The 24881-nt window shown below is 51.9% G+C and carries 28 protein-coding genes and 1 pseudogene; 16 read left to right on the forward strand and 13 right to left on the reverse strand.

The window, feature by feature from the left end; all coding sequences use genetic code 11:
* Positions 1–120 precede the first annotated feature (120 nt).
* The 4 genes from H2P46_RS08675 to H2P46_RS08690 all read left to right on the forward strand — a co-directional run bounded on the left by H2P46_RS08675 (position 121) and on the right by H2P46_RS08690 (position 1602).
* A complete protein-coding gene (locus H2P46_RS08675) occupies positions 121–687 on the forward strand; it encodes a hypothetical protein (RefSeq protein WP_193404710.1) in 567 nt (188 codons plus the stop codon).
* A gap of 105 nt (positions 688–792) precedes the next feature.
* On the forward strand, positions 793–1002 hold the full coding sequence (locus H2P46_RS08680; protein ID WP_193404711.1) for a helix-turn-helix transcriptional regulator: 210 nt from the start codon (positions 793–795) through the stop codon (positions 1000–1002).
* Entirely contained in the window at positions 1002–1421 is a 420-nt protein-coding gene (locus tag H2P46_RS08685; protein ID WP_193404712.1) for a hypothetical protein, read from the forward strand. Before H2P46_RS08680 ends, H2P46_RS08685 begins: the two co-directional genes overlap by 1 nt.
* Positions 1422–1434: 13 nt before the next feature.
* Positions 1435–1602 carry a hypothetical protein gene (locus tag H2P46_RS08690; RefSeq protein ID WP_193404713.1) on the forward strand — a complete coding sequence of 56 codons (168 nt, stop codon included), beginning with the start codon at positions 1435–1437 and terminating at the stop codon, positions 1600–1602.
* A gap of 134 nt (positions 1603–1736) precedes the next feature.
* On the opposite strand, the gene H2P46_RS08695 is transcribed toward H2P46_RS08690, so the two are convergent.
* A complete protein-coding gene (locus tag H2P46_RS08695) occupies positions 1737–2261 on the reverse strand; it encodes a hypothetical protein (protein WP_193404714.1) in 525 nt (174 codons plus the stop codon).
* Between the two features lie 24 nt (positions 2262–2285).
* On the opposite strand from H2P46_RS08695, the pseudogene H2P46_RS08700 reads away from it, so the two are divergent.
* The 4 genes and pseudogenes from H2P46_RS08700 to H2P46_RS08715 form a co-directional block, all read left to right on the forward strand.
* Positions 2286–2483 (forward strand): annotated as a pseudogene (locus tag H2P46_RS08700) (terminase small subunit); the annotation flags it as partial.
* Positions 2484–2542: 59 nt separating this feature from the next.
* Positions 2543–2749, forward strand: coding sequence for a hypothetical protein (locus H2P46_RS08705; RefSeq protein WP_193404716.1), 207 nt, complete (start codon positions 2543–2545; stop codon positions 2747–2749).
* Between the two features lie 98 nt (positions 2750–2847).
* The gene (locus H2P46_RS08710; protein ID WP_193404717.1) at positions 2848–3096 is read left to right on the forward strand and encodes a helix-turn-helix transcriptional regulator; all 249 of its coding nucleotides are present in this window, start codon (positions 2848–2850) and stop codon (positions 3094–3096) included.
* A 24-nt stretch (positions 3097–3120) separates the two neighbouring features.
* Entirely contained in the window at positions 3121–3459 is a 339-nt protein-coding gene (locus H2P46_RS08715) for a helix-turn-helix domain-containing protein (protein WP_193404718.1), read from the forward strand.
* A 209-nt stretch (positions 3460–3668) separates the two neighbouring features.
* On the opposite strand, the gene H2P46_RS08720 is transcribed toward H2P46_RS08715, so the two are convergent.
* A complete protein-coding gene (locus H2P46_RS08720; RefSeq protein WP_238938971.1) occupies positions 3669–3887 on the reverse strand; it encodes a hypothetical protein in 219 nt (72 codons plus the stop codon).
* Between the two features lie 52 nt (positions 3888–3939).
* Here H2P46_RS08720 and H2P46_RS08725 point away from each other — a divergent pair.
* The 3 genes from H2P46_RS08725 to istB all read left to right on the forward strand — a co-directional run bounded on the left by H2P46_RS08725 (position 3940) and on the right by istB (position 7075).
* Positions 3940–5087, forward strand: a protein-coding gene (locus H2P46_RS08725) for an IS3 family transposase (RefSeq protein WP_193404719.1) whose coding sequence is annotated in 2 segments (ribosomal slippage) — positions 3940–4177 and positions 4177–5087 — 1149 coding nt in all. Because the reading frame shifts where the segments join, the coding sequence is not laid out codon by codon here.
* 174 nt (positions 5088–5261) lie between these two features.
* Positions 5262–6290, forward strand: a complete 1029-nt coding sequence (gene istA / locus H2P46_RS08730) for an IS21 family transposase (protein ID WP_193403243.1) — start codon at positions 5262–5264, stop codon at positions 6288–6290.
* Positions 6287–7075, forward strand: coding sequence for an IS21-like element helper ATPase IstB (istB, locus tag H2P46_RS08735; protein ID WP_193404138.1), 789 nt, complete (start codon positions 6287–6289; stop codon positions 7073–7075). Before istA ends, istB begins: the two co-directional genes overlap by 4 nt.
* A 1-nt stretch (position 7076) precedes the next feature.
* Here istB and H2P46_RS08740 read toward each other — a convergent pair whose 3' ends face one another.
* The 6 genes from H2P46_RS08740 to H2P46_RS08765 all read right to left on the reverse strand — a co-directional run bounded on the left by H2P46_RS08740 (position 7077) and on the right by H2P46_RS08765 (position 13412).
* Positions 7077–7421 (reverse strand): DUF6538 domain-containing protein, encoded by a 345-nt coding sequence (locus H2P46_RS08740; protein WP_193404720.1) that lies wholly within the window; start codon positions 7419–7421, stop codon positions 7077–7079.
* Between the two features lie 349 nt (positions 7422–7770).
* Positions 7771–9384 (reverse strand): rhodanese homology domain-containing protein, encoded by a 1614-nt coding sequence (locus H2P46_RS08745; RefSeq protein WP_193404721.1) that lies wholly within the window; start codon positions 9382–9384, stop codon positions 7771–7773.
* The gene (locus H2P46_RS08750; RefSeq protein WP_193404722.1) at positions 9377–9967 is read right to left on the reverse strand and encodes a cysteine dioxygenase; all 591 of its coding nucleotides are present in this window, start codon (positions 9965–9967) and stop codon (positions 9377–9379) included. Before H2P46_RS08750 ends, H2P46_RS08745 begins: the two co-directional genes overlap by 8 nt.
* Positions 9964–10944, reverse strand: a complete 981-nt coding sequence (locus tag H2P46_RS08755) for an ABC transporter substrate-binding protein (protein ID WP_193404723.1) — start codon at positions 10942–10944, stop codon at positions 9964–9966. Before H2P46_RS08755 ends, H2P46_RS08750 begins: the two co-directional genes overlap by 4 nt.
* Positions 10944–12029 carry an LLM class flavin-dependent oxidoreductase gene (locus tag H2P46_RS08760; protein WP_193404724.1) on the reverse strand — a complete coding sequence of 362 codons (1086 nt, stop codon included), beginning with the start codon at positions 12027–12029 and terminating at the stop codon, positions 10944–10946. The genes H2P46_RS08755 and H2P46_RS08760 overlap by 1 nt, the downstream gene beginning before the upstream one ends.
* Positions 12030–12221: 192 nt before the next feature.
* Positions 12222–13412: a NupC/NupG family nucleoside CNT transporter gene (locus H2P46_RS08765; protein WP_193404725.1), complete on the reverse strand. Its 1191-nt coding sequence runs from the start codon at positions 13410–13412 to the stop codon at positions 12222–12224.
* Positions 13413–13751: 339 nt separating this feature from the next.
* Between H2P46_RS08765 and H2P46_RS08770 the strand changes: the two genes are divergently transcribed.
* The gene (locus tag H2P46_RS08770) at positions 13752–15023 is read left to right on the forward strand and encodes an Nramp family divalent metal transporter (protein WP_338103638.1); all 1272 of its coding nucleotides are present in this window, start codon (positions 13752–13754) and stop codon (positions 15021–15023) included.
* Positions 15024–15082: 59 nt separating this feature from the next.
* On the opposite strand, the gene H2P46_RS08775 is transcribed toward H2P46_RS08770, so the two are convergent.
* Positions 15083–15427 carry a DUF2502 domain-containing protein gene (locus H2P46_RS08775; protein WP_193404727.1) on the reverse strand — a complete coding sequence of 115 codons (345 nt, stop codon included), beginning with the start codon at positions 15425–15427 and terminating at the stop codon, positions 15083–15085.
* Positions 15428–15587: 160 nt separating this feature from the next.
* Positions 15588–16577, reverse strand: a complete 990-nt coding sequence (mgrA, locus tag H2P46_RS08780) for an L-glyceraldehyde 3-phosphate reductase (protein WP_193404728.1) — start codon at positions 16575–16577, stop codon at positions 15588–15590.
* Positions 16578–16792: 215 nt separating this feature from the next.
* Here mgrA and H2P46_RS08785 point away from each other — a divergent pair, with 215 nt between their 5' ends.
* From H2P46_RS08785 to alaC, 4 genes are all read left to right on the forward strand, one after another.
* A complete protein-coding gene (locus H2P46_RS08785; protein WP_193404729.1) occupies positions 16793–18445 on the forward strand; it encodes an alpha-keto acid decarboxylase family protein in 1653 nt (550 codons plus the stop codon).
* Between the two features lie 162 nt (positions 18446–18607).
* Entirely contained in the window at positions 18608–19573 is a 966-nt protein-coding gene (glk, locus tag H2P46_RS08790; RefSeq protein WP_193404730.1) for a glucokinase, read from the forward strand.
* Positions 19574–19986: 413 nt separating this feature from the next.
* Positions 19987–20511 (forward strand): GNAT family N-acetyltransferase, encoded by a 525-nt coding sequence (locus tag H2P46_RS08795; RefSeq protein ID WP_193404731.1) that lies wholly within the window; start codon positions 19987–19989, stop codon positions 20509–20511.
* A 118-nt stretch (positions 20512–20629) separates the two neighbouring features.
* Complete coding sequence (gene alaC, locus H2P46_RS08800; protein WP_193404732.1) at positions 20630–21865, forward strand: alanine transaminase; 1236 nt, start codon at positions 20630–20632, stop codon at positions 21863–21865.
* 39 nt (positions 21866–21904) lie between these two features.
* Here alaC and ypdK read toward each other — a convergent pair whose 3' ends face one another.
* The 3 genes from ypdK to H2P46_RS08815 form a co-directional block, all read right to left on the reverse strand.
* On the reverse strand, positions 21905–21976 hold the full coding sequence (gene ypdK / locus H2P46_RS08805; RefSeq protein WP_193404996.1) for a membrane protein YpdK: 72 nt from the start codon (positions 21974–21976) through the stop codon (positions 21905–21907).
* A 201-nt stretch (positions 21977–22177) separates the two neighbouring features.
* Positions 22178–23206, reverse strand: a complete 1029-nt coding sequence (locus H2P46_RS08810) for an HlyD family secretion protein (protein ID WP_193404733.1) — start codon at positions 23204–23206, stop codon at positions 22178–22180.
* A gap of 51 nt (positions 23207–23257) precedes the next feature.
* Entirely contained in the window at positions 23258–24814 is a 1557-nt protein-coding gene (locus H2P46_RS08815) for an MFS transporter (protein WP_193404734.1), read from the reverse strand.
* Positions 24815–24881 lie beyond the last annotated feature (67 nt).

Here is a 24881-nt window from a genome sequence, read left to right on the forward strand (position 1 = left end):
ACTGAAAGATAAGCTGAAAAGCGGTCAACTCCAGAAGAAAACGAAAGCAACAACGCTCGAATGATTCAAAGGGGGTGGGTCAGTTTTACTTTGGCAGGGTGGGTCAGAATTCGATCGGTATTGACATTTAGAGTCGGCCACGGCATTTATGATTTACCAATGGTTGGAGCAGAAGCTCTAGACGTTATGCATTTGCTGGATATAGAGCAGAAGAGAAAACCTAGGCAGTACGTCGATATGGAAGGTGCCTTTCTACTGAGCGAAGGGGCTATGATCAACATTATGGCTCCATTTAATAAATTTACCTTCAAAGCCAATGAGAGTGGTCATATGGGTGAATATGACCCAGAGAAAAAGCAATTCGTTGATTACAGCAGCGAAAAATACAGCTCTTTCTTTTACCCTGACGATGGGTTGGGCGACGTTGAGTTCGTTTTCAGACGGGAGAACATTGAGATATTTGAGAGGAACATTCAGCAAACCATCGATCAGCCTTTAACGCTTGATGAAAGTCTTTTAGTCATCGGTTCAATTCTCAACTCCCTGAAGAAAGCTCAGACAACATCAAAGCGATGGACACAGGACGCATTGAAGGCGGAGATTCTCGATAATGACCAACGCATTAGCGCGAGAACACTGGATGATTATTTCTCTGCTTCAAATAAATCATTTAAAACAGAAGGTTAATTTCGCACCGAAAACCTATTTTTCGCTGCGATGCTTTGTCCGAGACCATTAGCAATTATGAGCCCGTAACGACGCATAAACCACCAACAAGGGGTTACGGGCAACATGACGACACTTCAAGATACTTCATTACCTACCAGCGGCTATATCCGCCGCTTCCGCCTGGCTCAAGCGCTGGGTGTTCATGTAGCTACCATTGATCGCTGGGTTAGAGATAAGCGGCTCCCATCGCCGGTTAAATTGGGCGAGAAAAGCACGGCATTTGACGCTGCTGAGGTTAATCGCTGGCTGGCAGAACGGCGCGAGGTGGCATAATGGAAATGAAAAACCGCCCATTACAGGCGGCTAATCAGAGAGCTGACAACTCTGATGTTACGCCTGCCACAGTTATTAAGCCAGCGCCTAAGAAGCACCGAGCGCGTGTGTTCATGCTACGTAGCGGACCTAGTGGATTCACTGAGAATGATTTGCTGCGCCACTGCCGCCTATCCTCAGGCCGGAACTACGCCAGCGAGCTGGAACGCCAGTTAGATATCCGACTAGAGCGAATTGATGAGAAGAACCCGGACGGCATCGGCAGCCACTTCCGCTATCGCTTCACCTGCAGAGCAGACGTGTTACGTGTAATCCGCCTGATTAAATATAACGCCTCTGCTGGTGGCTATGCAGGCCTGCCAGATCACGAAGCTAACGCTATTTTGTCTCTCTATCCGGACGCGTTCAGCGCGGCATAACGGAGTCTGATATATGAACGTGAAAATAACGGCCAATACTGGCCGGGGCATCGCTCACCCTAAAAACGGCCAGCCAACTCCAGAGCAGACATATCAGGATGCCGGCGGGGCAAAGATAACAGTACACAGCGTGCAATTTAATCGCGTGGCCGAAGAGATTGCTGATCGTGAGGGGTTTTGACTTACCGCATCTCAGTATGTCTGCTTTAGCGACGCTGGCAGATTAATCGAGTCTAACACCTGTGAGCTTGGGCATGCCTCGCGCCGGATGACATGCCAGTAATTAAATTTTTAATAGGGCTTGGTCACATAATGTTAGTTAATCCCAACTTGTCGCGTTATACGATAAATAATGGCCCCCAGAATTGCCAAAAACCTCTCCCTGTTTGATGCGCCGGGATGATTCAAATACATACCGGAATCTCCCACACGCAATCCAAAATTGTGTAGAGCAACCAAATCTTCCTGCCCTCCCCTAGAAATGAAAGATCGTAGCGATTCAATCTCAGCATCAGTTATTGCTGAGTTATCGATTTGATGAGAGCGTGCATTTCTAATTTTATTTATGCGCTTCAACTCTGCAACAGAGTGCTCGTTGAGCCCTAAGTTCGCGGCTAGTTGTAATTTTGCTGCATATGTGACCGTAAGGTTTTCTCCAAAACCATTAAAAAGCTCTCGATTGTTGACGGCAGCACAGCAAAACGCCTCAATCATAGTTTCTGTTATCAAATGGGCGCGCAAGACAACTCCTATATCATCTTCGCTACTGAGGGTGCTGGCCAGGCGAGACCACGTTTGTTCATTCATCATAAATTTGGACGAAAATATCTCTGCATTCATAATCTGTCCTTGATAGGGGAATAAATGGCACTCACCGATAAACGAGAGATGCTCAGTCGCGAGCGCCTCATCAATTTGAACGCCACACAAGCGGCCATTCTGGCGGGGTACAACGAAAAGACTACCCGAGCATCAGGTTGCGAGAACCTAACAAAACCTGACATCCAAAACAGAATCGCCGAACTTAAAGCTGATCGCAATGGCAACTTGCAGATTGACGCCACCAGCCGCATTTAGCATAACGAATGACTGGACGTTCACTGTAAACAGGCAGGTGAGAAATGATTGACCGACAGACGCTTGAGATGACGCTGCTACAGATTGCCTGCCAGAATTGTGAGCCGCTGGATAGGCACACCCTCTATACGATCCGCACCAGCGTGGCACAGACGTTGCAGGCTAAAGAACGCCATCGACAGCGAATGACGGCTGCAGATTTTAAATGGCAGAAGCCAGCAAGAAGGCGGTTATCGTCACCGAAAGGTTAATTATACACTTGTAGAATTAGCTGACTGGAACGTTACCGACCTATCATCCAGGATGAAAATCATAAGCCTGAACAAGTAACCCATAGGAGCATTCAAGAATGCCTGAACGTTACGTTGTTTCACCTGCGGAGGCCCGGCATCTGCTAGATCATTACGGAGAAAAGTATGACCGCTTAGTGAACGAGCATGAGCGCCGCCACATTACAGGTATATGCAGAACTCACGCATGGAGCCTGGAAAAAACGGGAGATTATCCAGCCCGGAGAAAGGTTGGGGTAGGAAACAAAAAATGCGGCTGGCTACTCTCAGAATTGCTTCATTGGATACACAATCAACCCTTATCGTGACGCTGAATTAAAGCGAGAACCTCTATGGCATTGGAAAAGCTTACTCTCACTAGAAAAGAAGCTGCGGCAATCTTAGGCATTTCAACCGCTACCGTTAGTCAGTGGGTTAAGACCGGCAGATTACGCGCTATTAAGATAAGCGAGAAAGAAAACTCACGTTACCTCTTTACACGGGAAGACTGCATAGCGGCACTTGAGTTCGGCAAGGTGGACTTCCGTGCAGCAAGACCAGCAACTTCCCCGCAACTCACCCCCCCAATCTCTCAAGAGCCAGGACATTCCAAGCATAATGATTTAACCAAACGTTTAGATGAAATTCTCCAAATTCGAAGTGTTAATGCAAAACGAAGAAGCTCTGATTAAATTCATTTAGGGTTGAATGTTGAACGTTCAGAATCCTAAATATCTCTCTGTTTTTAAAATAAATTTTGATTCGCAATCAAACAACCATCAAGCAAATACAAAAACAAAAATGATTTGCAACTACATGATTAGACAGTAATTTGTTAAGGAGGTGAGGTTATACCCCACCATGCAAGCTTATAGAATCAAGCAACCATCAAGCAAATGGTTCAAGCCCATATGGGGATGTAACGCATAGCCTTGGTTTCTACATTCGCGTCATAAGGTTTGATGCGGTTATCTTGGACTGCTTGTTTGATGATTCGGCTAATCATCGCACTATTTTTTTCATCGACACCAAACCTCTCTCGCAGGGTGGTGTTGTTCATCGGGCTCTTATCAAGATACTTAAGGACGCAATGGAGGTAAGCAGCACGTTGAATCGCCACAGGTTTAACAGACACCTCAGAGTCATTTAAAATGGCTTAAAGAGAGGTGCACATGAGCAGTAAGCGTTATTCTGAAGAGTTTAAAATTGAAGCAGTCAAACAGGTTGTTGATCGTGGCCATTCTGTTTCCAGTGTCGCAAAACGTCTCGATATCACTACCCACAGTCTTTATGCCTGGATAAAGAAATACGGGCCGGACTCTTCCATCAACAAAGAGCAGTCAGATGCTCAGGCCGAGATCCGCCGACTCCAGAAGGAGCTGAAGCGGGTTACTGACGAACGGGACATATTAAAAAAAGCCGCGGCGTACTTCGCAAAGCTGTCCGACTGAGGTACGCCTTTATCCGTGACAACTCCTGTTGTTGGCCCGTTCGTCTGCTCTGTCGGGTGCTGAATGTTCATCCGAGTGGGTTTTACACCTGGCTTCAGCAGCCGCATTCACCACGGCTTCAGGCAGATCTCAGACTGACTGGACAAATCAAACAGTTCTGGCTGGAGTCCGGTTGCGTTTATGGCTATCGCAAGATCCATCTCGACCTGCGAGATAGCGGGCAACAATGTGGGATTAACCGGGTCTGGCGGCTGATGAAGCGTGCCGGGATAAAGGCTCAGGTCGGGTATCGAAGCCCGCGAGCGCGTAAAGGTGAAGCCAGTATCGTGACACCCAACAGGCTACAGCGACAGTTCAACCCGGAAGCGCCGGATGAACGTTGGGTAACGGACATAACTTACATCCGAACCCACGAAGGCTGGCTGTATCTGGCCGTAGTTGTTGACCTGTTCTCGCGCAAAGTTATCGGCTGGTCAATGCAACCCCGGATGACAAAAGTTATTGTTCTGAATGCGATTTTGATGGCCGTGTGGCGACGTAATCCCCAAAAACAGGTGCTGGTTCATTCTGACCAAGGTAGTCAGTACACAAGCCATGAGTGGCAGTCGTTCCTGAAATCACACGGTCTGGAGGGCAGTATGAGCCGTCGTGGTAACTGTCACGACAACGCAGTTGCAGAAAGCTTTTTCCAGCTACTGAAGCGTGAACGGATAAAGAAAAAGATCTACGGAACACGGGAAGAAGCACGCAGCGATATTTTTGATTACATCGAAATGTTTTATAACAGTAAGCGTCGGCATGGTTCGAGTGATCAGATGCCACCGACGGAATATGAAAAACAATATTATCAACGGCTCGGAAGTGTCTAGATTATCCGTGGCGATTCATATCTGCAAGCCGCCTTAGAGTAGGGCAGGCATCAACGGAAAAACTGAAATCGTCCGGCGATTTCTCAACGTGTCGCTACCGATGTAAAACTGGCCCACCTGCCGATGTAAATCTGACCCACCTAGGGTAAAAATGGCAGTTTTAAGGCACTGCCAATGATGACATTGGAGACCAGAGTGGAGATTAGTGTTTTACACCGTCAGGGCATGTCGATACGCGCCATCGCGCGCCAGCTTTCATGCTCTCGTGAGACCGTTCGCAGATATATTCGTAGCCCGCTGCCCGTAGCGGATATGCGCTACAAGCCTCGCGCACCCAGACCCTGCAAGCTTGACCCGTTCAAGACCTATATCCTTGAGCGCGTGGCCGCTGCCAGGCCCCTCTGGATACCCGCCAGTGTGCTGCTGCGCGAGATCCGTCAGCGTGGTTACGAGGGTGGTTACAGCATGCTGACCGCTTTCCTGCACCCCATTAAGCAGCCCGTCACTGAAGAGGTAACACGCTTCGAGACCGAGCCTGGCTTTCAGATGCAAGTTGATTTCACCATCATCAGACTCGGTCATAACCCATTGCTGGCCTTTGTCGCCACGCTGGGCTGGAGCCGCGCGACTTTCGTCAAGTTTTACAGCAACCAGGACTCCGCTGCCTGGTGTGACGGCATTGAGTCTGCGCTCAGGTTCTTCGGCGGGACGCCGCATCAGCTGCTGTTCGACAACGCCAAGGCCATCATCATTGAGCGCGATGTCTACGGCCCCGGTAAGCATCGCTGGAACCCGCAGTTGATGCACGTCGCCGAGAAGTATGCCTTTACTCCCAAGGTCTGCCGACCCTATCGCGCCAAGACCAAGGGTAAGGTTGAGCGGTTTAACCATTACCTCAAGAACAGCTTTATCGTGCCTCTTACCGCGACCTTCCGGCAGGCCGGGCTGGTACTGGATGTACCTGCTGCCAACACACGCATCGGCGAGTGGCTGGTCACCGTCGCGAACACACGAGTGCATGGCACCACAGGCGTACCGCCTGAGCAGCGCATGCCGCGCGAGCGTGCTGCGCTATTGCCGTTACCGAAGGTCACGTTGGCATTGCCTGCACCTGTCCCAGCGCTCAGCCAGCGTCCGGTGCCGACCGAGAGCCTGCAACATCCTCTGGCAACGTACCAGGCCTTGCTCGAGGTGCCAGCATGAACCTTCAACATGATCGTATTGCCGCGCTCTGCGAGCAACTCAAGCTCGACCGCCTGCCGGCAGAGTGGCCGGGTGTGGCACAGGCGACCATCGACAACAGCGGCACGCATGCCGACTTCCTGGAAGCCGTTTTGCAGCTCCAGCATGATGGCCAGAACGAACGGCGTCGCCAGACCATTTTGCGGTTATCAGGCCTGCCGGTGATAAAAACACTGGAGCAGTTCGATTACGCCTATGCCAGTGGCGTTCCACGAAGTCAGATCCAGGAGTTGGCGGGTCTGACATTTATCGAACGTCAGGAGAACGTTGTCCTGCTCGGGCCTTCTGGCGTCGGCAAAACGCACCTGGCGACCGCCATTGGCTATAAGGCCGCGATGGCGGGTTTAAGCATTCGGTTCATTACCGCCGCCGACATGATGCTGCAACTGATGGCGTCACATCGTCAGGGTGACCTGAAGGGCTACCTGAACCGCGTCGTAGGTAAACCTAAGCTGTTGATCATCGACGAAGTGGGATATCTGCCGTTCGGTAAAATGGAGGCGAACCTGTTCTTCCAGGTAGTCGCTAAACGGTATGAGTCAGGCAGCGTGATCCTGACCAGCAACCTGCCGTTTACGCAGTGGTCCGGAACGTTTGGTGATGACGAGACACTGACGGCAGCGATGCTGGATCGGCTGCTTAACCATGCGCATATCGCCCAAATCAGCGGCCAAAGCTATCGACTGAAAGATAAGCTGAAAAGCGGTCAACTCCAGAAGAAAACGAAAGCAACAACGCTCGAATGATTCAAAGGGGGTGGGTCAGTTTTACTTTGGCAGGGTGGGTCAGAATTCGATCGGTATTGACATCAACGTGGTTACGGAGACGTTTAATCTCAGTAAGCACAGCATCAATCCTCTTTTCGGTTTTGGGTTTTACTTGCTCACGTAGCAGATTAAATTCAGCGATCATTGCGTCTCTGAACAATCTGGCTTCCTGTATGTCCCCTGTGCCGCTCGATTTGCTGTAGGAGGTGCGGCCCTGAAAAAGTCCTCTCATATACGGAGGGATCATAACGCGGGTGTACCAAACTCCATCTGGTGAAAGGAACAGGTAAGCGTTCCTTCGATCTTTCTTCTTGATCTTTGGCATCGGTCTCATTACCTTTGATCGGGCAGTTTACATAGTAAAGTCTCCAGATGTGAGGGAATGCTTTGCATTTAAGTTACTGATAAGTAACTGATAGCTCAGCTGGGAGAGCGCTTGCATGGCATGCAAGAGGTCAGCGGTTCGATCCCGCTTATCTCCACCAATCATCTTTTTCTCTTCAAAATCAAAAAATTCAGGAAACTGAATACGTCCCTACAGGCAGAAATGGCCACAGTGCTGTGAGTCGAGAGACAGTTACCTCCCTGACTTAAGGCTATTTTACCGAAACGCTGAGATACTTCCTGTCCTGTCCAGACCGATCAAAAAAGCGACATTTCTGCCGCTTCTTTCCTTAAACCACGACATCTTCCTGTTTCACCTGCAACACATTAAAACCGTGTGTGCCATCGCGATCCAACTGCGCAACTAAACCATATTCCCAGTCGAGATATGCCTGCATCACCGTAGGTTCAATATCAGTGCCTTCATAAGGACGACGATAGCGATCAATAGCGGGTGACAGCAAATTCAGCTCACCTGACTCGGTCGGTAAACCGGCGTTGCGCCAGGCAGCATTACCGCCCTGCAACCGATACACCGGTTTGCCGGTTAATGCCGCGATTTCCTCTACCGCGTAACCCGCCAGCAGGCTGCTACCGCAGGTTAATACATAACGCTCAGCGTCGGGCAGGGCGCTTTTCCCCTGTTGCTGGAGCGTAGAACGTAACAGCCACGCCGCACCGGGGATGTGGTTTTTCAGATAATTAGCGTAAGTGGTGAAATCCAGCAGCTGGGTGTGACCCTGGGATAACCATTCAGCAAGTTGTGAAGGCGATACCCAGTCGGCGGCTGGCGCAGACGGCAGTTGTGGCTGCCAGCCGCCTTGCTGGCTGAAGTCTGCCAGCTTTAAGCCTTCCAGCACGGCAACGTGCCATCCCAGCTGTGCCAGCCACGAGGCCGTCATATTGGCGCGCACGCCGTCATTATCAATCAGAACGATGCGTGCGCCACGCACGCTAGCGTAATGATCGGTTTCCTGTACCAGCTGTCCACCAGGCACTGAACGGCTGCCGGGCACATGCCCGGTGGAAAATTCTTCGCCGTCGCGGACATCAAACAGATAGGTCGTTGCTTCCTGCTGCCAGCGCGCCAGAGTGGATTTATCAATGCGCAATACGCCTGCTTGATCGGCTACCCGTCTGGCCTGTGCGGCCGCATGATACTGCGCGGTTTCGCTGGTCGCGCCGTAACGTCGCGTTTGATCGTGGTCGAGCGATAAACCCGCCAGCGTCCAGCCGATAGTGCCATTACGCAGCGCAAATACCGGGTTACGAACCCCGGCATTAACCAGCGATTGCGTGCCAATAATGCTGCGCGTTCGTCCGGCACAGTTCACAATGATCGTTGTTTCTGGCGAGGGGGCTAAATCACGCACTCTTAGCACCAGCTCGCCTCCAGGCACGCTAACGCCTGCAGGAATGCTCATTGTGTGATATTCGTCATAGCGACGCGCGTCCAGCACCCTGACATCCACATTCTCGCGCAGTAGGGCATTCACTTCCTCCGCCGACAGAGAGGGCGTATGGTTGTGATGTTCAACCAACTCAACAAAGGCTTTGCTGGGTGAATTAACATCTGTAAACAGCTCACCGCCGGTCTTTTGCCAGCCGACAAGATCCTCGTTTAGCAACGCAATATTGCTGTAACCCCATGATGCAATGCGCGCCGCCGCCGCCTGGGCTAAACCTTCGCCGTTATCGTACAGGGTGACAGGGGTATCGCGGCGCGGAATACGATCCAGCCACTCCAGTTCCAGTCTGGATAAGGGCAGATTCACGGCAAACAGGGGATGTCCCTGGGCATAAAGCGCTTCATCGCGCACATCGACTAAAGCGACTTCCTGACGCTGACGCAGCGCCTGAATAATCTCTGCGGCATCGCGCAGGTGAAAAGTATTTTCAACCATGTGAAAGATCCCAAATATTAGGTAAAAATCGGTTGCTGTAGCCGGAAATAAAGCTTTTCTCACTGCCATCATCGCGATATACCGCACGCTTCACCGCGCCAATATTGGCACCATAAACGTGAATACTGATGGAAACGCGATCGTCAAAGGCATTACTGACGCGATGAATATCGCCAACGTGTGGTGAAACCGCGTCGATTTGGCCGGGTTCAAGCCGTATCGGCGCACCCTCTTTAGCCAGTCCGGTTGAGGTGAAGGTGAAAGATTGCGAGTCTTCCGCGCCGCGTAGCATGCCAATCAATCCCCATACCCGATGGTCATGAATCGGCGTCTGTTGTCCCGGTCCCCAGACAAAGCTCACCACCGAGTATCGCTGCTGTGCGTCTGCATACAGTAAATATTGTTGATAATGTTCTGCATGCGGCTGAGTAAAGGTTTCATCCAGCCAGTCATCATGCTGTAACAGCGGACGCAACAGTTCGCTGCCTTTCTCAAGGATTTCCGCTTCCTGCGGCTGATTATCCAGCAGCGCCGCAAGTTGTGCGACAAAGTCGCGTAAGCGATGGTGTTGTAATTCACTCACGATTTGTCTCCTGCGTTTTGTTTTGCAATCTGGTTAGCATTTGCCGACAAGCTGAAATCAAACGCATCACTGACGTTTACCTCTTTTGGCAACACGCCATAACGGTGAAAAAAATCAGCAGATTTTTGCAGCGTAGGGATTAACGATTGATCAAACACCAACGGACGAATATGCGCATCGGCAATCCAGCTACGCGTGATGCTGGTTGGCATATTCAGGGCCTGACCCAGCACGCTGGCAAACTGTTGCGGATGCTTTGCGGCCCATACCTGCGCTTTCGCCAGACGAGTGAGCAGATCGGCAATGGCCTGGCGTTTTTTCGGATCGCTCAGCGCTTCTTTGCGCGCTAGCGCGTAGGAATAGCCGGACATCACGCCTTTACCGCCGCCATCAGGAACACGAACCGTGCCATCTACCTGGGTTGATGTTGCAATGTAGGGTTCCCACGGAGCCCAGGCTGCCACCGAGCCGGACGTTAAGGCCGCGCGCCCGTCAACCGGATTCAGAAAACGCAGCGTTACGTCTGAAGGTTTCAGCCCGGCGCGCTCCAGCAAGCCCAGAATCAGGTAATGTCCCCAGCCGCCACGATTCACTGCGATTTGCTTGCCTTTCAGATCCTCCAGGCTGTGGATTCCGGCATCAGGACGAGTCAGCAACGCAATGCTGTCAGGATTATTCTGCCAGGCACCCACCGCTTTTACTGGTGCGCCAGCGGCATAGACAAATAAAAAAGGCAGGTCGCCGGTAAAGCCAACATCCAGCGCCCCGGCATTTAAAGCTTCCTGAACGGGCGCACCGGAATCAAAGGCGGTAAGTTTCAGGTTATAAGGCAGATTGTTCAGTTCGCCGGAGGCTTGCAAAGAAGCGAAGCGATCGCCTTTTACATCGCCCAGGCGCAACGTCACTTTTTCAGCCGCCCATAACGGATTCAGGCTCAGCGCCAGCAGTAAACCAGCAAAGCGTACAGCGGGCCGCATCAGGCGCTCCTTTTTTCGCTGCCGAGCGCGGCGACCTTCTCGCGCGTTAATGGAATCAGTTCCCGACCATATTCCAGTGCGTCATTCAGCGGATCGAAGCCGCGAATTAACACACTGTCGATACCAAGGAGATAGTAATCCAGCAGCGCATCAGAAACCTGATCCGGCGTGCCCACCAATGCCGTCGAGTTGTAGCCACCGCTTACCAGTTTCGTGATGCCTGTCCATAACACCTTGTCGTGGCGATCGTTCTGATTGGCGACAGTCAGCAGGCGTTGCGCGCCAATACTTTGCGGCTTCGGCAGGCCAAAGGTGTAGCCGGTTTCAGCCAGCTGTTTACGCGCCGTTTCATGGATATATTTGGCACGTTCCCAGGCTTCTTTCTCTGTGCTGCCAAGAATTGGCCGAAACGAGATATTGAATTTAATCTCCCGGTGATGGTTTGCCGCAGCAGCACGCACGCGGCGAACCGTTTCGGCGGCGCCTGCTAACGGCTCGCCCCATAATGCGAACACGTCTGCATGCCGTGAAGCGACATCAATCGCTTCGTCTGAAGAACCCCCAAAGTAAACAGGCAAGCGAGGTTGCAGCGGTTTAATGGCGGAAAACGCCTGTTCAGCCCGATAAAAGTCACCATTATGATCGTAGGCTTCGCCGGAAGTCAGGCTCTGTTTCAGCACGCTGAGAAACTCATCAGTGCGGGCGTAACGTTCGGCTTTGTTGAGATAATCCCCGTCACGACGCAGTTCACTGTCGCTGCCGCCGCTGATGATATGCACGGCAAGGCGCCCATCCGTCAGATGATCAAGCGTGGCCAGCTTGCGAGCCGCCAGGGTGGGAGAAACGAAGCCAGGACGGTGCGCCAGAAGGAATTTAATGCGTGAGGTATTTGCTGCCGCATGGGCGGTGACCAGAAAACCGTCGGGCTGATCGGACCAGTAACCAACCAGAATTCGATCAAAGCCCGCTTGTTCATGAGACCGGGCAAAATCAGCAATATAGTTCTTATCGAATAGCGGTCCGCTGGCAGGGATGATTTCAGACGCCAGACGATGGCCAATCATACCGAGGAATTGAATGCTCATGTTTTTCTCCTGATATTAAGTGATAAAGAAAAACTACGGGCTGAGCAATATGAGAGGGAAATTCTTAATTCTGCAAAGGATTTGCGTTATCTGGCTAAAGGCGGCGTACAGCGGGAAAAGGCAGCATCAAAGAGATATAACCGATGGGAATAACTCAGAAGAAAAGGGCGAGACAGACTCGCCCTTTATCATTTACCAGGAAAGCACCAGTCCGGCGATGGCAGCGGACAGCACGCTCACCAGGGTAGAGCCGTAAAGCAGTTTCAGGCCGAAGCGCGAGACCACATTGCCTTGCTCTTCGTTCAACCCTTTAATTGCACCGGCCACAATGCCGATGGAGGAGAAGTTCGCGAAAGAAACCAGGAATACAGACAGAATGCCTTCGGCGTGTGGTGACAGCTGAGCAGCAATTTTTTGCAGATCCATCATCGCTACAAACTCGTTGGATACCAGTTTGGTGGCCATGATGCTGCCAACCTGCAGTGCTTCACTTGATGGCACGCCCATCACCCAGGCAAACGGGAAGAAAACATAACCCAGCACGCCCTGGAAGCTGATGCCGAAGATGAAATCAAACAACGCATTCAGGCCAGAGATCAGAGCGATAAAACCGATCAGCATAGCAGCAACAATAATCGCGACGCGGAAACCCGCCAGAATATATTCGCCCAGCATTTCAAAGAAACTCTGGCCTTTATGGAGATCCTGCAACTGCAAGTCTTCTTCGCTATCCACACGGTATGGATTAATCAGCGACAGCACAATAAAGGTACTGAACATATTAAGCACCAGCGCGGCAACCACATATTTTGGCTCCAGCATGGTCATGTACGCGCCGACGATAGACATCGAAACGGTCGACATTGCTGTCGCTGCCATGGTGTAGATACGACGCTGTGACATCTTGCCGAGAATATCTTTATAGGCGATAAAGTTTTCTGACTGGCCCAGAATCAGTGAGCTAACAGCGTTAAAGGATTCCAGCTTGCCCATACCGTTAACTTTTGACAGTACAGTACCGATACCGCGGATAACCCATGGCAGAATGCGGAAGTGTTGCAGAATACCAATCAGCGCAGAGATAAATACAATTGGGCACAGCACATTAAGGAAGAAGAAGGCGAGACCTTTGTCATTCATGTTACCGAACACAAAATTGGTGCCTTCTGCGGCATATTTCAGAAGATGATCAAACACACCGGCAAAGCCTTTCACAAAGCCAAGACCGGCTTCGGAGTTGAGAAAGAACCACGCCAGCAATACTTCAATTATCAAAAGCTGAACGATATAACGAATGCGAATGCTTTTACGATCATGACTGACCAATAAGGCCAACACGCCGACCACTACCAGTGCCAAAAGGAAGTGTAAAATAGCGGACATATTTGCTCCAAATTTGAGGAGGGTTGTATTTTGCTGCGTATTCTATGTAACGCGTTACTTAAAAACGAGATCATAACCACAATATAAGTATTCGCTATCATAGTATTTTTCAGAAAAGTCTTGCCGGTCACGTATCGTTTACAAAACATTCACATCTTATATCCACATACTGATTGTCTGTATATTGCTTCAAGGGTAGAGTGAAACAAGTGCTCACATTTTTAGCAATCACTCTCTTTACTGCAAGGTATAGCCATGGCTATACTTTATAGCATTATCTATTACATCAATAATCATAACCGAATTTTATTGGTCATGCGGGTTCCGTAAGCTGTACAGGTGAACTCACGTTCAGACAGGGTAAAAAATATGTTTGAAAGTCGTACCGCCGAGCGTGCCGCTCGCGGAGTAAGAAAAGTCAAACTCGCGCTGTTGGGGCCCGCTTTTATTGCCGCTATTGGCTATATCGATCCGGGTAACTTCGCCACCAACATCCAGGCAGGGGCGGCTTACGGCTACAAATTATTATGGGTCGTGGTTTGGGCCAACATTATGGCAATGTTGATCCAGCTCATGTCAGCCAAGCTCGGCATCGCCACCGGTAAAAACCTCGCTGAACACATTCGTGACCGCTTTCCGCGACCGGCGGTGTGGTTTTATTGGATACAGGCAGAAATTATCGCTATGGCCACCGATCTGGCGGAATTTATCGGAGCGGCGTTGGGCTTTAAATTACTGCTGGGCATTTCGCTGCTGCAAGGCGCGGTACTTACCGGTATTGCCACTTTCCTGATATTGATGCTGCAAAGCCGGGGACAAAAACCACTTGAATGGGTGATTGGCGGGCTGCTGTTATTTGTTGCGGCAGCTTATATCGTTGAGCTGTTTTTCTCACAACCTAAAATCAGCGAATTAGTCATCGGTATGGCGTTGCCCTCGCTACCGACTTCCGATGCGGTATTTCTCGCGGCGGGCGTATTAGGAGCGACTATCATGCCGCACGTGATCTATCTGCATTCGGCATTAACCCAGACCAGTACTAGCGGGAGTCAGGCTGAGCGCTATTCTTCAACCAAGCTGGATGTGGCGATTGCCATGACGATTGCCGGTTTTGTAAACCTGGCAATGATGGCGACGGCGGCCGCGGCATTCCACTTTAGCGGTCACAGCGGCATTGCCGACCTTGACCAGGCCTACCTGACGCTGCAACCGTTATTGGGTCACGCGGCTGCCACCGTATTTGGTCTGAGTCTGGTCGCTGCTGGTCTCTCCTCAACCGTGGTTGGCACGCTGGCGGGGCAGGTGGTAATGCAAGGTTTTATTCGCTTTCATATTCCACTGTGGGTTCGCCGCACCGTCACTATGCTGCCTTCTTTTATTGTGATCTGGGCGGGCTGGGACCCGACGCGCATTCTGATAGTCAGTCAGGTACTGCTGAGTTTTGGTATCGCGCTGGCAATAGTTCCGCTGCTGTCATTTACCGGCAACCGCGAAATTATGGGCGATGATATGGTCAATTCACGGCTGATGCAGAACGCCGGGCGCTTAATCGTATTGCTGGTGGTGGCGTTAAACTTCTATCTTTTCGTTGGGGAAGTGTTCGGTCTGTAATTTATCGTGCTGATAAATTTCATCGTTAAAAAACGCCCGGCTGAAGCCGGGCATTTTTATTAATGGTGATGGTCGTGGCGATCGCGGTGATCATGACGATGATCGTGTCGCCAGTGACGTTCACGTTCCTGCATATGCCTGCGATGCTGGCGCTCCCATTCCTGATGGCGACGCCAGGCTTCATGTCGCCACCAGCGGCGCTCATTATAAGAGTAGCGATCGTGCCACCAGCGTGGTTCGCGCCAGCGTCCACCGTCCCAGTAATAGCCGCGTCGATCGCGATCGCCAAGATGTAAAGTGACACCCGGTGCCAGATTGATTGAAGCGCTTGTTGCTTGAGCTGTGTGAATCGCCAACGGCGATAAGCTTGCCAGCCAGACGGCAAACAGAATGGCTCGTTTCATAATTATCTCCTTATCAGCAGCTTGTCATCGCTACTGTGGCGCTATTCTGCCAGTTACTGTCAGCGTATCGTTGAGTTTCTGTCTGAAAATAGTGAGGATAATCTTAATTGGGAATTTTCTGGCAGGAAATCTGCCCAGCGAAGGCCGGGCAGGCGAGTGTTTACCCTAAAACAGATTCAATTGCCGCTAACTCGTCTTCGCTAAATTGACGTTGCGCTAACATATTCACCGCATCATCAATTTGCGTCGTTTTACTGGCGCCAATTAACACCGAGGTGACGCGCCTGTCACGCAGCACCCACGCCAGCGCCATTTGCGCGAGTTTTTGATCGCGCTGTTGCGCGATGACGTTTAGCCTGCGCACTTTTTCCATTTTTTCATTAGTCAGCTGATTTTGCAGCAAAAATTTACTACCGCTGGCGACACGTGAGTCTTCCGGTATGCCTTGCAGATAGCGATCGGTTAAGACGCCACCCGCTAATGGTGAAAAGGCGATACAACCTACGCCGCGATCGTCCAGCGTATGCAGTAAACCTTGCTCAGGGGTGCGTTCAAACATCGAATAACGCGGCTGGTGGATCAGACAAGGCGTGCCGAGTTCGCGCAGCATTGTGATCGCTTCGGCTGCACGATCCGCCGGATAATTGGAAATGGCGGCGTATAGCGCCTTGCCCTGACGTACCACATGATCCAGCGCGCGCATCGTCTCTTCTAGCGGCGTTTCTGGATCGGGACGGTGATGATAAAAAATATCGACATATTCCAGCCCCATACGCTTCAGGCTTTGATCGAGACTGGCAACCAGATATTTACGTGAACCCCAATCGCCGTAGGGACCGTCCCACATGGTGTAACCGGCTTTGGTAGAAATAATTAACTCATCACGATGAGGACGGAAATCTTCACGCAGAATACGGCCAAAATTCTCTTCTGCTGAGCCCGGTGGTGGCCCGTAGTTATTGGCTAAATCGAAGTGGGTAATCCCGCAATCAAAAGCGTGGCGTAACAGCGCACGACTATTATCGACGCGGGTACTGTCGCCAAAGTTGTGCCATAAACCCAGCGAAATCACCGGTAATTTAAGACCGCTGCGGCCGCTGCGGCGATATTCCATCTGCTGGTAACGATCGGGATGCGGAAAAGAGGTCATACAGCGTTCTGCCTCAAATAAGATAAAGAGCCGAAAGCATAGCAGTGTATACGGTTACAATTAGCCAGAGCGCGTAGTCGATCACATATTTGCGGAATATTCTGCCAGCGTAACGTTAACTTGCCAATGAATCACCGGCGAAGCGCCGCCTTTTTTCACCTAATCAGAGCCATGTCAGATACTCAAAAAGGACAATCCCAATAAAGGAACGGCTCATGACCACTTTTACCGTTGGCGATTATTTACTGGCGCGATTACAGGAAATAGGGACGAAACATCTTTTTGGCGTGCCTGGCGACTACAATCTGCAATTTCTCGATCTCGTCATTAACCATCCTGATATTGGCTGGACTGGCTGTGCCAATGAGCTCAACGCGGCCTATGCCGCTGATGGCTACGCGCGCTGTAATGGTATTGCTGCGCTGCTGACGACCTTTGGCGTTGGTGAACTCAGCGCCATCAATGGCATTGCCGGCAGTTATGCCGAGTACCTTCCGGTGATCCATATTGTCGGCGCTCCGGCCAGCCACGCACAGCAGCAGGGCGATTGCGTTCATCACTCTACAGGCGACGGTGACTTCGGTCATTTTATGCGCATGGCACAGGAGGTTTGTGTCGCAACGGCGCAACTCAATGCGGAAAACGCGACGGCGGAAATTGATCGGGTAATCGCCAGCGCGCTGCGGGCGTCGCGACCGGGGTATCTGATGTTGCCGGTCGATGTTGCACAAACAGAAGTCGATCCACCCACCCAGTCGTTAACGTTCAGCCAGCCATCTTCCCGTCATGTGTATGAGGCTTTTCGCCGGGCGGCAGAAAAGCGCCTGTTCCCGGCAAAACGGGTTTCGCTCTTAGCGGATTTTCTCGCTTTACGCTGCCATCAACAGTCAGCGCTGGCCGAGTTACGCACGGAGCGAGCCATTCCCTGTGCCAGCTTATTAATGGGGAAAGGCGTGCTGGATGAGCAGCAGCCAGGTTATGTCGGCACTTACGCCGCTGAAGCCAGCGAAGGAAAAGTGCAGCAGCTAATTGAACAAGCGGACGTGACGCTCTGCGTTGGCGTGCGCTTTACCGATACCATTACGGCGGGGTTTACTCAGCAATTCAGACCGGAACAGTGCATCGACTTGCAGCCTGACAGCGCCAGCGGAGCAGGAGAGACATTTGCGCCGTTAAGCATGGCTGATGCACTGAAGGCATTGCACACACTTTTTCAACGTTATGCTTCACGCTGGCAACTGGCGCCAGCTGACTTGCCTGACCAGCCGACTGAAGCTGCGGGCTGCATTAGCCAAAATGCTTTCTGGCGCGAGATACAGCAATTTCTCCAGCCGGGTGACATTATCCTTGCCGATCAGGGAACCGCTGCCTTTGGGGCGGCAGCGCTACGTCTGCCATCGCAGGCTCAGTTGCTGGTTCAGCCGCTGTGGGGCTCCATCGGCTATACTTTACCGGCAGCATTTGGTGCCCAGACCGCCAGACCTGAACAGCGCGTTATCCTGATTATTGGTGATGGCTCTGCACAGTTAACCATTCAGGAATTAGGATCGATGCTGCGAGATAATCAGCGCCCGATCATTTTTCTGCTGAATAATGAAGGTTATACCGTCGAGCGGGCGATCCACGGCGCAACACAACGTTACAATGATATTGCTCAGTGGAACTGGACGGCACTACCGCAAGCCCTTAGCCTGCACGGCCAGGCGCAAAGCTGGCGTATCAGCGAAACCGTGCAGCTTCAGGAGGTGATGGCGCGGCTTGCCGAACCGAAGTGGCTGTCGTTGGTGGAAGTCGTAATGAAAAAAGATGACCTGCCACCCCTGCTGCGTAAAGTCACGGCGTGCCTTAAGCAGCGCAACGGCGGATAAGATTCGGAAAGTTGCCGCTGGGCACTACGGGTTATGGCGGGTAGGCTGTACATCACTTTGAGTCAGACGCTCACCTTTCGCACTGGTGAGCGTTGTTGTTTTATGGACAGGATTTTATAGTGTCCTTCAACTCTTTAAGACACCAAGCGGAGCAACAGAAGAATGACAACTTATGCCTTGGTCGGCGATGTCGGCGGCACAAATGCCCGTCTCGCCCTGTGTGAGGTGGAAAGCGGTAGCATCTCCCAGGCCAAAACATTCTCAACATCAGAATACGACAGCCTCGAAGCCGTCATCCGCCATTATCTTGATGAACAAAAGCAGAACATTAAAGATGGCTGCATTGCCATTGCCTGCCCCATTACCGACGACTGGGTTGAAATGACCAACCACGACTGGGCATTCTCTACACGTAAGCTGAAAGAGAACATCGGTTTTGAAAACCTTGAGATCATTAACGACTTTACTGCGGTATCCATGGCGATTCCGATGTTAACCGCTGAGAATATGATTCAGTTTGGCGGCAAAAAGCCGGTGCAAGACAAACCAATAGCCATTTATGGCGCGGGCACGGGTTTAGGTGTCAGCCATTTAGTGCGCGTGGACAAACGCTGGGTTAGCCTGCCGGGCGAAGGCGGTCATGTCGATTTTGCTGCTAACAGCGAAGAAGAAGATCAGATTCTGGAAATCCTGCGCGAAGAGTTGGGCCACGTTTCGGCCGAGCGCGTGCTGTCGGGGGCGGGGCTGGTGAATTTGTATCGCGCTATCGTGAAGGCCGATCACCGTGTACCAGAAAACCTGAAACCAAAAGATGTCAGTGAACGCGCGCTGGCAGACAGCTGCATTGATTGCCGTCGCGCCTTATCGCTATTCTGCGTGATTATGGGACGTTTCGGTGGCAACCTGGCGTTGAACCTGGGTACGTTTGGTGGCGTTTATATTGCCGGTGGCATTGTGCCGCGTTTCCTGGAGTTCTTTAAAGCCTCTGGTTTCCGCGCCGCCTTTGAAGATAAAGGCCGTTTCCGTGATTACGTGGCAGATATTCCGGTATATATGATTACTCATGATCAACCGGGCTTATTAGGCGCAGGCGCGCATTTGCGTCAGACACTTGGCTGCGAACTATAAATACTTGCTGAAAGGATCTGCGAACCGTTTATGGTGACTGCCTACGTGCCCGCAGATCACCCCAACCGAGCGACAACCACTTTTCTCTCAGACCGCTCGCCCCGCGCCGCTTATGGCGCGGGTAGCGGTACGATCAAACACACCAGCCCTGTCAAACAGTAATGCCTGACTGCCGCCTGGCCGGGGAAAACGACGGCTATGCGAAAAAGATTCGTTAATGCCTCTTGCTGACGAACAGGCAGCTTCTGTTTCAGCACCGTTTTCCCTAAAAAAGCAAAAGCGGAAATGTTGACCTCAGGAAAGGGGATCTGTTTTTCGCGAGCGCGCCGCTGGTTGACCAGCTGCCGGTTTGCTATGTTGCCGGAAGAAAGCGGGCCAGTTATAACGGGTCTGCCGCGACCGGGAGCAGAGGAATGCACTTAACCACATCACGTTTAATTTTGAGCAAATTAAAGTCTGAAGACTGGCAACTGTTTCGTGCCGTGCATCATGACAACCTCACCATGACCTGGGTAAGTGAAATTCCAGAAGAAGCGGATTTACGCCAGCGTTTTCATGAACGCCTTGCGCCGTGGCAGGCCAGCAGTTTTCATATGTTATGCCTGGTGGCGCGACGGCGCGATAACGGTGAAGCCATCGGGCTGTTTGGCTGCAGCCCGGAATGGGAACCGTATCGTCAGGCTGAGGTGGGTTATATGTTACTCAGCCGGTATTGCGGCCAGGGGTTTGGCAATGAAGCGCTGGCGGCGCTGTGTGAGTTTTTGTTCCAGGCAGATTTTCATAAGCTTAAGGCGATGGTGATTGAGGGCAACTGGCCTTCACGCCGCATCCTTGAAAAGAACGGTTTTCAGCTGGAAGGCACGCTACGGGATAATTATCTACTGAACGGTCGCTGGGTAAACGACTGGGCGCTGGGTCGGCTGAACCAGAAAGAATAAAATAATTTTCTGCCGCTCTCGACAAGCTTGCTCTCGTCACGTTATGTTCTTGGTTCGGTCACGGCAGTGACCAGCGTCGCTCGGACGGTCCGGGCGCTTACGTACTCCAGAGGATCCTATGGCTGATAACAGCACACCCCGCCATTTCTCACGTATTGAACGTTTACCTCCCTACGTTTTTAACATCACCGCCGAACTAAAGTTAGCTGCGCGTCGGCGCGGCGAAGATATTATCGATTTTTCGATGGGAAATCCTGACGGCGCAACCCCGCCGCATATCGTTGAAAAACTGTGTCAGGTGGCACAGCGTGACGACACGCATGGCTACTCAACCTCCAGGGGAATTCCTCGCCTGCGCCGGGCGATTTCGCGCTGGTATGCTGATCGCTATGAGGTGGATATTGATCCCGAATCCGAAGCTATTGTCACCATCGGTTCGAAAGAGGGCCTCGCGCACCTGATGCTGGCAACGCTTGATCACGGTGATACCGTGCTGGTGCCCAATCCCAGCTATCCAATTCATATTTACGGTGCGGTCATTGCGGGCGCGCAGGTGCGTTCTGTCCCGCTGGTCGCGGGGGTTAATTTTTTTAACGAACTGGAGCGCGCCATCCGCGAAAGCTATCCCAAGCCGAAAATGATGATCCTTGGCTTTCCGTCGAACCCGACAGCGCAATGCGTGGAGCTGGATTTTTTTGAACGCGTTATTGCGCTGGCGAAACAGTACAACGTGCTGGTGATCCACGATCTCGCTTACGCTGACATTGTTTATGATGGCTGGAAAGCTCCGTCAATTATGCAGGTTCCGGGTGCGCGTGATGTGGCGGTCGAATTTTTCACGCTGTCAAAAAGCTACAATATGGCGGGCTGGCGTATCGGTTTTATGGTTGGCAATAAAGAGTTGGTATCGGCGCTGGCGCGTATCAAAAGTTACCACGATTACGGCACCTTCACGCCGCTACAGGTTGCTGCCATTGCCGCGCTTGAAGGCGATCAACAATGCGTCCGCGACATCGCTGAACAGTACAAACGTCGGCGGGATGTATTAGTTAAAGGGCTGCATGAAGCGGGCTGGATGGTAGATAACCCCAAAGCTTCAATGTACGTCTGGGCCAAAATTCCTGATCGTTATGCGCATCTTGGTTCACTGGAATTTGCCAAACTTCTGCTGCAGGAAGCGAAGGTCTGCGTCTCGCCGGGCATTGGTTTTGGTGAGTATGGAGATACGCATGTGCGGTTTGCATTGATTGAAAACAGTGACCGTATTCGTCAGGCGGTGCGCGGAATTAAAGCGATGTTTCGTGCCGAGGGTATGCTGTCGGGCAATGTGAAAAATCTGGAAGAAGAGAGTTAAAAGCCAGTTGGGGCGACAGCATTGTCGCCCCCGGCAGCATTACAGCATCAGCAAAAAGGTGCCGAGCCACAGCAACGCGAAAAAAGAAATCCCCATCAGGGCATATTTCACAATACAACTCCTCTGAGCGGTTACGATGACGGCGATCCCGGACTCGCGCAACGCGAACAGATGAGAAGAACGTTTCCGCTGACTACCACGTTGTGCTTCTTTCCGGGTCGATCTGAGGAACTCAGAACAGGATCGGGCGTTAATTTACGCGGAATCGATCTGAATTGAAATAGGGCGCAACTGAGATATTCCTCGCAAAATTTAAGGGACCTGGATTTCCGGGATTGCCGACATGCCGACACGTAACTGGATCAGATCTTTCTGATCGCGATCCAGCACGATTTTTACCGGCAGACGTTGAACAACTTTGGTGTAGTTACCGGTCGCATTATCGGGTGAGATGGCCGAAAAGGTTGCGCCAGTCGCTGGAGCGATGCTGTCAACGCGGCCTGAAAAGGTTTTGCCTGGCAACGCATCCACCGTCACGCTAACGCGCTGGCCGGGGCGTACATCCGCCAGCTGGGTCTCAAGATAATTGGCAGTGATATAGGTTTGTTGTAGTGGCACCACGGCTAATAAGCGGGTTCCGGCAGACACGTAAGCGCCAGATCGCACCGAACGTTGTCCTACCATGCCATCTACCGGCGCGAGAATGCGCGTATAGGACAAATTCAGCCGGGCCTGGTCAACGCTGGCTTTAGCGGCAGCCTCGTCTGCTTCTGCTGAACGTATCGCTGCCTGCAACACGCCAACCTCTTTCAGCGCTGACGTTAACGCAGCCTGGCTTTGACGCACTGCGGCCTGGGCAGAACGCTGAGTCGAGCTGGCTTTTTGTTGATCGTCGGCGGCCACTGTGCCGCTTTTATACAGGCGATTATAGCGATCGGCACTCTGAGTGGCATATTGCGCTGAGGCCTGGCTAGCCGCGAGGCTGGCTTTTTGCTGCTCAATCACTGACTGCTGCTGTTCAAGCTGTGCCTGGCTACTTAACAATTTAGCCTGGCTAACCTGCAAATCGGCTTCGGCGCTTTCCAGTGCGACGCGATAATCACGATCGTCCAGCGTGGCCAGCACATCACCGGTTTTGACCCGCTGGTTATCCTGTACGTTAACGCTGGCAATATAGCCCGACACTTTCGGTGCAACGAGCGTGTAATCGGCATTAACGTAAGCATCGGTAGTGCGATGATCGTTGTCAGTCATGGCGGACCAGACAAAAAATGCCATGACCAGTAAAACCAGCAGCAGCAGGCTCAACACCACGGTTTTTCTCATTACTAAAGCGCGCATATTCAGTTATCTCGACGTCGGTGTTACGGGTTGAATCAGGGTTTGTGGTGGTCAGACGCGTTTCGGCACAACGGCAGTGGCTAAAAGCAGGAAAACCGCAAAGCCAATCAGCAGCAGCCAGGTATCACTCAGGCTTAATACCAGCGCCTGATGCTTCACTAAGGTAGAAAAACCGCTGAGGTTTTCGGCGGAGCTGATGCTGCCGTCCGGCAGTAGCGGATGGCTACTGTTTGCCTGGCTACTGACTGGTGCCGTCATCAGCCATGCGTGACTGGCAGCGTTATTGATCAAAATACTGGAATGAAACTGCTCGCGATGGCTGACAAACCAGCTCACTAATGTTGAGGCAGCAATGCTGGAGAAGCCGCGTACGGTGTTAAACATCGCCGAGGCGAAGGGGCCTTCAGGCGGCGCCACTACGCTGGTGGAGCTCATCAATATCGGCAGGATTACCATCGGCTGGCCAAAAGCTTGCAGGATCTGAATCAACCAAAAATTTTGCCGTCCCCAGTCGCTGGTAATTTGCATGCCGGCCAGGCAAGACGTGATTAAAAATCCCAGCCCTACCGCCAGCATCCAGCGACAGTCAATCCAGCGAATATTCAGTAAAGCCGCCACCAGCGGAGCGATAAGCAGTTGCGGCAGACCGACAGTCAATGCCAGTGGGGCGAATTGCAGGGTGCGAAAGCCTTCAACCTGGGCAAAGTAGGCTGAGGGCAGGGCAGAACCGGAGAGAGATACAATTAACACGCCTGCCAGCGCCAGCAATCCGTGTGTCAGATTGTGCCGCTGTAACATCTGCAGCTTAAACAGCGGCAGCGGATGAAACCATTCGTTAATCAGAAACACGACAAACAGCGGCAGCGCGGCCAGCAGCAGGCCGATAATTAATGGCGAAGCTAGCCAGTCGAGGCGCTCGCCCTGCGTCAGCGCCAGAATCAGCAGCGAAATAGCGCTACAACCGGTTAACATACCGAACAGGTCGATCTGTCTGAAACGTTCAGTGCGCAAGGGATCTTGCGGCAGACCCCAGCTAATCAGCGCCATGGCAATCAACATCAGCGGCACGACTTGCCAGAATACAAACATCCAGCTGACGTCATCGGTCCAGAATGCCGCCAGCGGGGCGGCCATATTGGGGCCAAAAGTGGCGGTTAAAGCATAACCACTCAAGCCATACAGTTTGAGCGGTGGTGGCAGGAAACGCAGCGCAACGGTCATCAGCATCGGCGGCAGCGCGCCCCCGAATATACCTTGTAACACACGTAAACCGATAAACATCGCAGGCGTTGGCATCATGGGTAACAGGATGCCGGTAAGCATGAAGCCAGCCGAAACAGCCAGCGTGAAGCGGCGCAGCGAGAAAGTCACGGCAAACCAGGGCGCGATCATCATTGCCGCCACTTCAGCCGCCTGATAGGCAGAAATGATCCAGCTACCCTGATCGTAACTGATACCAATAGCGGCGCGGATGTCAGCCAGCGCGATGTCCGTCACGCGATCGTTTAATCCCGATGTCAGGGCGGCAATCAATACGCCGATTAAACCCAGCGCCAGTCGCAAAGTAAAAGGATGCGGCACCGGCGCGGCGGCAGGCTTAGCGTTCATAGCGGGGGATCTCTTATTTCTGTGATGCAGTGTATTGCGATGTGATACAGAGTCTTATCTTACATTT

The sequence above is a fragment of the Mixta mediterraneensis genome, assembly GCF_014946725.1.
Lineage (GTDB): Bacteria > Pseudomonadota > Gammaproteobacteria > Enterobacterales > Enterobacteriaceae > Pantoea > Pantoea mediterraneensis.

Bases quoted from the DNA above. Each gene is read 5' to 3' on its own strand.
- H2P46_RS08680 (WP_193404711.1), top strand. From the start codon at position 793: ATGACGACACTTCAAGATACTTCATTACCTACCAGCGGCTATATCCGC.
- H2P46_RS08685 (WP_193404712.1), top strand. From the start codon at position 1,002: ATGGAAATGAAAAACCGCCCATTACAGGCGGCTAATCAGAGAGCTGAC.
- H2P46_RS08690 (WP_193404713.1), top strand. From the start codon at position 1,435: ATGAACGTGAAAATAACGGCCAATACTGGCCGGGGCATCGCTCACCCT.
- H2P46_RS08695 (WP_193404714.1), bottom strand. From the start codon at position 2,261: ATGAATGCAGAGATATTTTCGTCCAAATTTATGATGAATGAACAAACG.
- H2P46_RS08705 (WP_193404716.1), top strand. From the start codon at position 2,543: ATGATTGACCGACAGACGCTTGAGATGACGCTGCTACAGATTGCCTGC.
- H2P46_RS08710 (WP_193404717.1), top strand. From the start codon at position 2,848: ATGCCTGAACGTTACGTTGTTTCACCTGCGGAGGCCCGGCATCTGCTA.
- H2P46_RS08715 (WP_193404718.1), top strand. From the start codon at position 3,121: ATGGCATTGGAAAAGCTTACTCTCACTAGAAAAGAAGCTGCGGCAATC.
- istA (WP_193403243.1), top strand. From the start codon at position 5,262: ATGATGACATTGGAGACCAGAGTGGAGATTAGTGTTTTACACCGTCAG.
- istB (WP_193404138.1), top strand. From the start codon at position 6,287: ATGAACCTTCAACATGATCGTATTGCCGCGCTCTGCGAGCAACTCAAG.
- H2P46_RS08740 (WP_193404720.1), bottom strand. From the start codon at position 7,421: ATGCCAAAGATCAAGAAGAAAGATCGAAGGAACGCTTACCTGTTCCTT.
- H2P46_RS08745 (WP_193404721.1), bottom strand. From the start codon at position 9,384: ATGGTTGAAAATACTTTTCACCTGCGCGATGCCGCAGAGATTATTCAG.
- H2P46_RS08755 (WP_193404723.1), bottom strand. From the start codon at position 10,944: ATGCGGCCCGCTGTACGCTTTGCTGGTTTACTGCTGGCGCTGAGCCTG.
- H2P46_RS08760 (WP_193404724.1), bottom strand. From the start codon at position 12,029: ATGAGCATTCAATTCCTCGGTATGATTGGCCATCGTCTGGCGTCTGAA.
- H2P46_RS08765 (WP_193404725.1), bottom strand. From the start codon at position 13,412: ATGTCCGCTATTTTACACTTCCTTTTGGCACTGGTAGTGGTCGGCGTG.
- H2P46_RS08775 (WP_193404727.1), bottom strand. From the start codon at position 15,427: ATGAAACGAGCCATTCTGTTTGCCGTCTGGCTGGCAAGCTTATCGCCG.
- mgrA (WP_193404728.1), bottom strand. From the start codon at position 16,577: ATGACCTCTTTTCCGCATCCCGATCGTTACCAGCAGATGGAATATCGC.
- H2P46_RS08785 (WP_193404729.1), top strand. From the start codon at position 16,793: ATGACCACTTTTACCGTTGGCGATTATTTACTGGCGCGATTACAGGAA.
- glk (WP_193404730.1), top strand. From the start codon at position 18,608: ATGACAACTTATGCCTTGGTCGGCGATGTCGGCGGCACAAATGCCCGT.
- H2P46_RS08795 (WP_193404731.1), top strand. From the start codon at position 19,987: ATGCACTTAACCACATCACGTTTAATTTTGAGCAAATTAAAGTCTGAA.
- alaC (WP_193404732.1), top strand. From the start codon at position 20,630: ATGGCTGATAACAGCACACCCCGCCATTTCTCACGTATTGAACGTTTA.
- H2P46_RS08810 (WP_193404733.1), bottom strand. From the start codon at position 23,206: ATGCGCGCTTTAGTAATGAGAAAAACCGTGGTGTTGAGCCTGCTGCTG.
- H2P46_RS08815 (WP_193404734.1), bottom strand. From the start codon at position 24,814: ATGAACGCTAAGCCTGCCGCCGCGCCGGTGCCGCATCCTTTTACTTTG.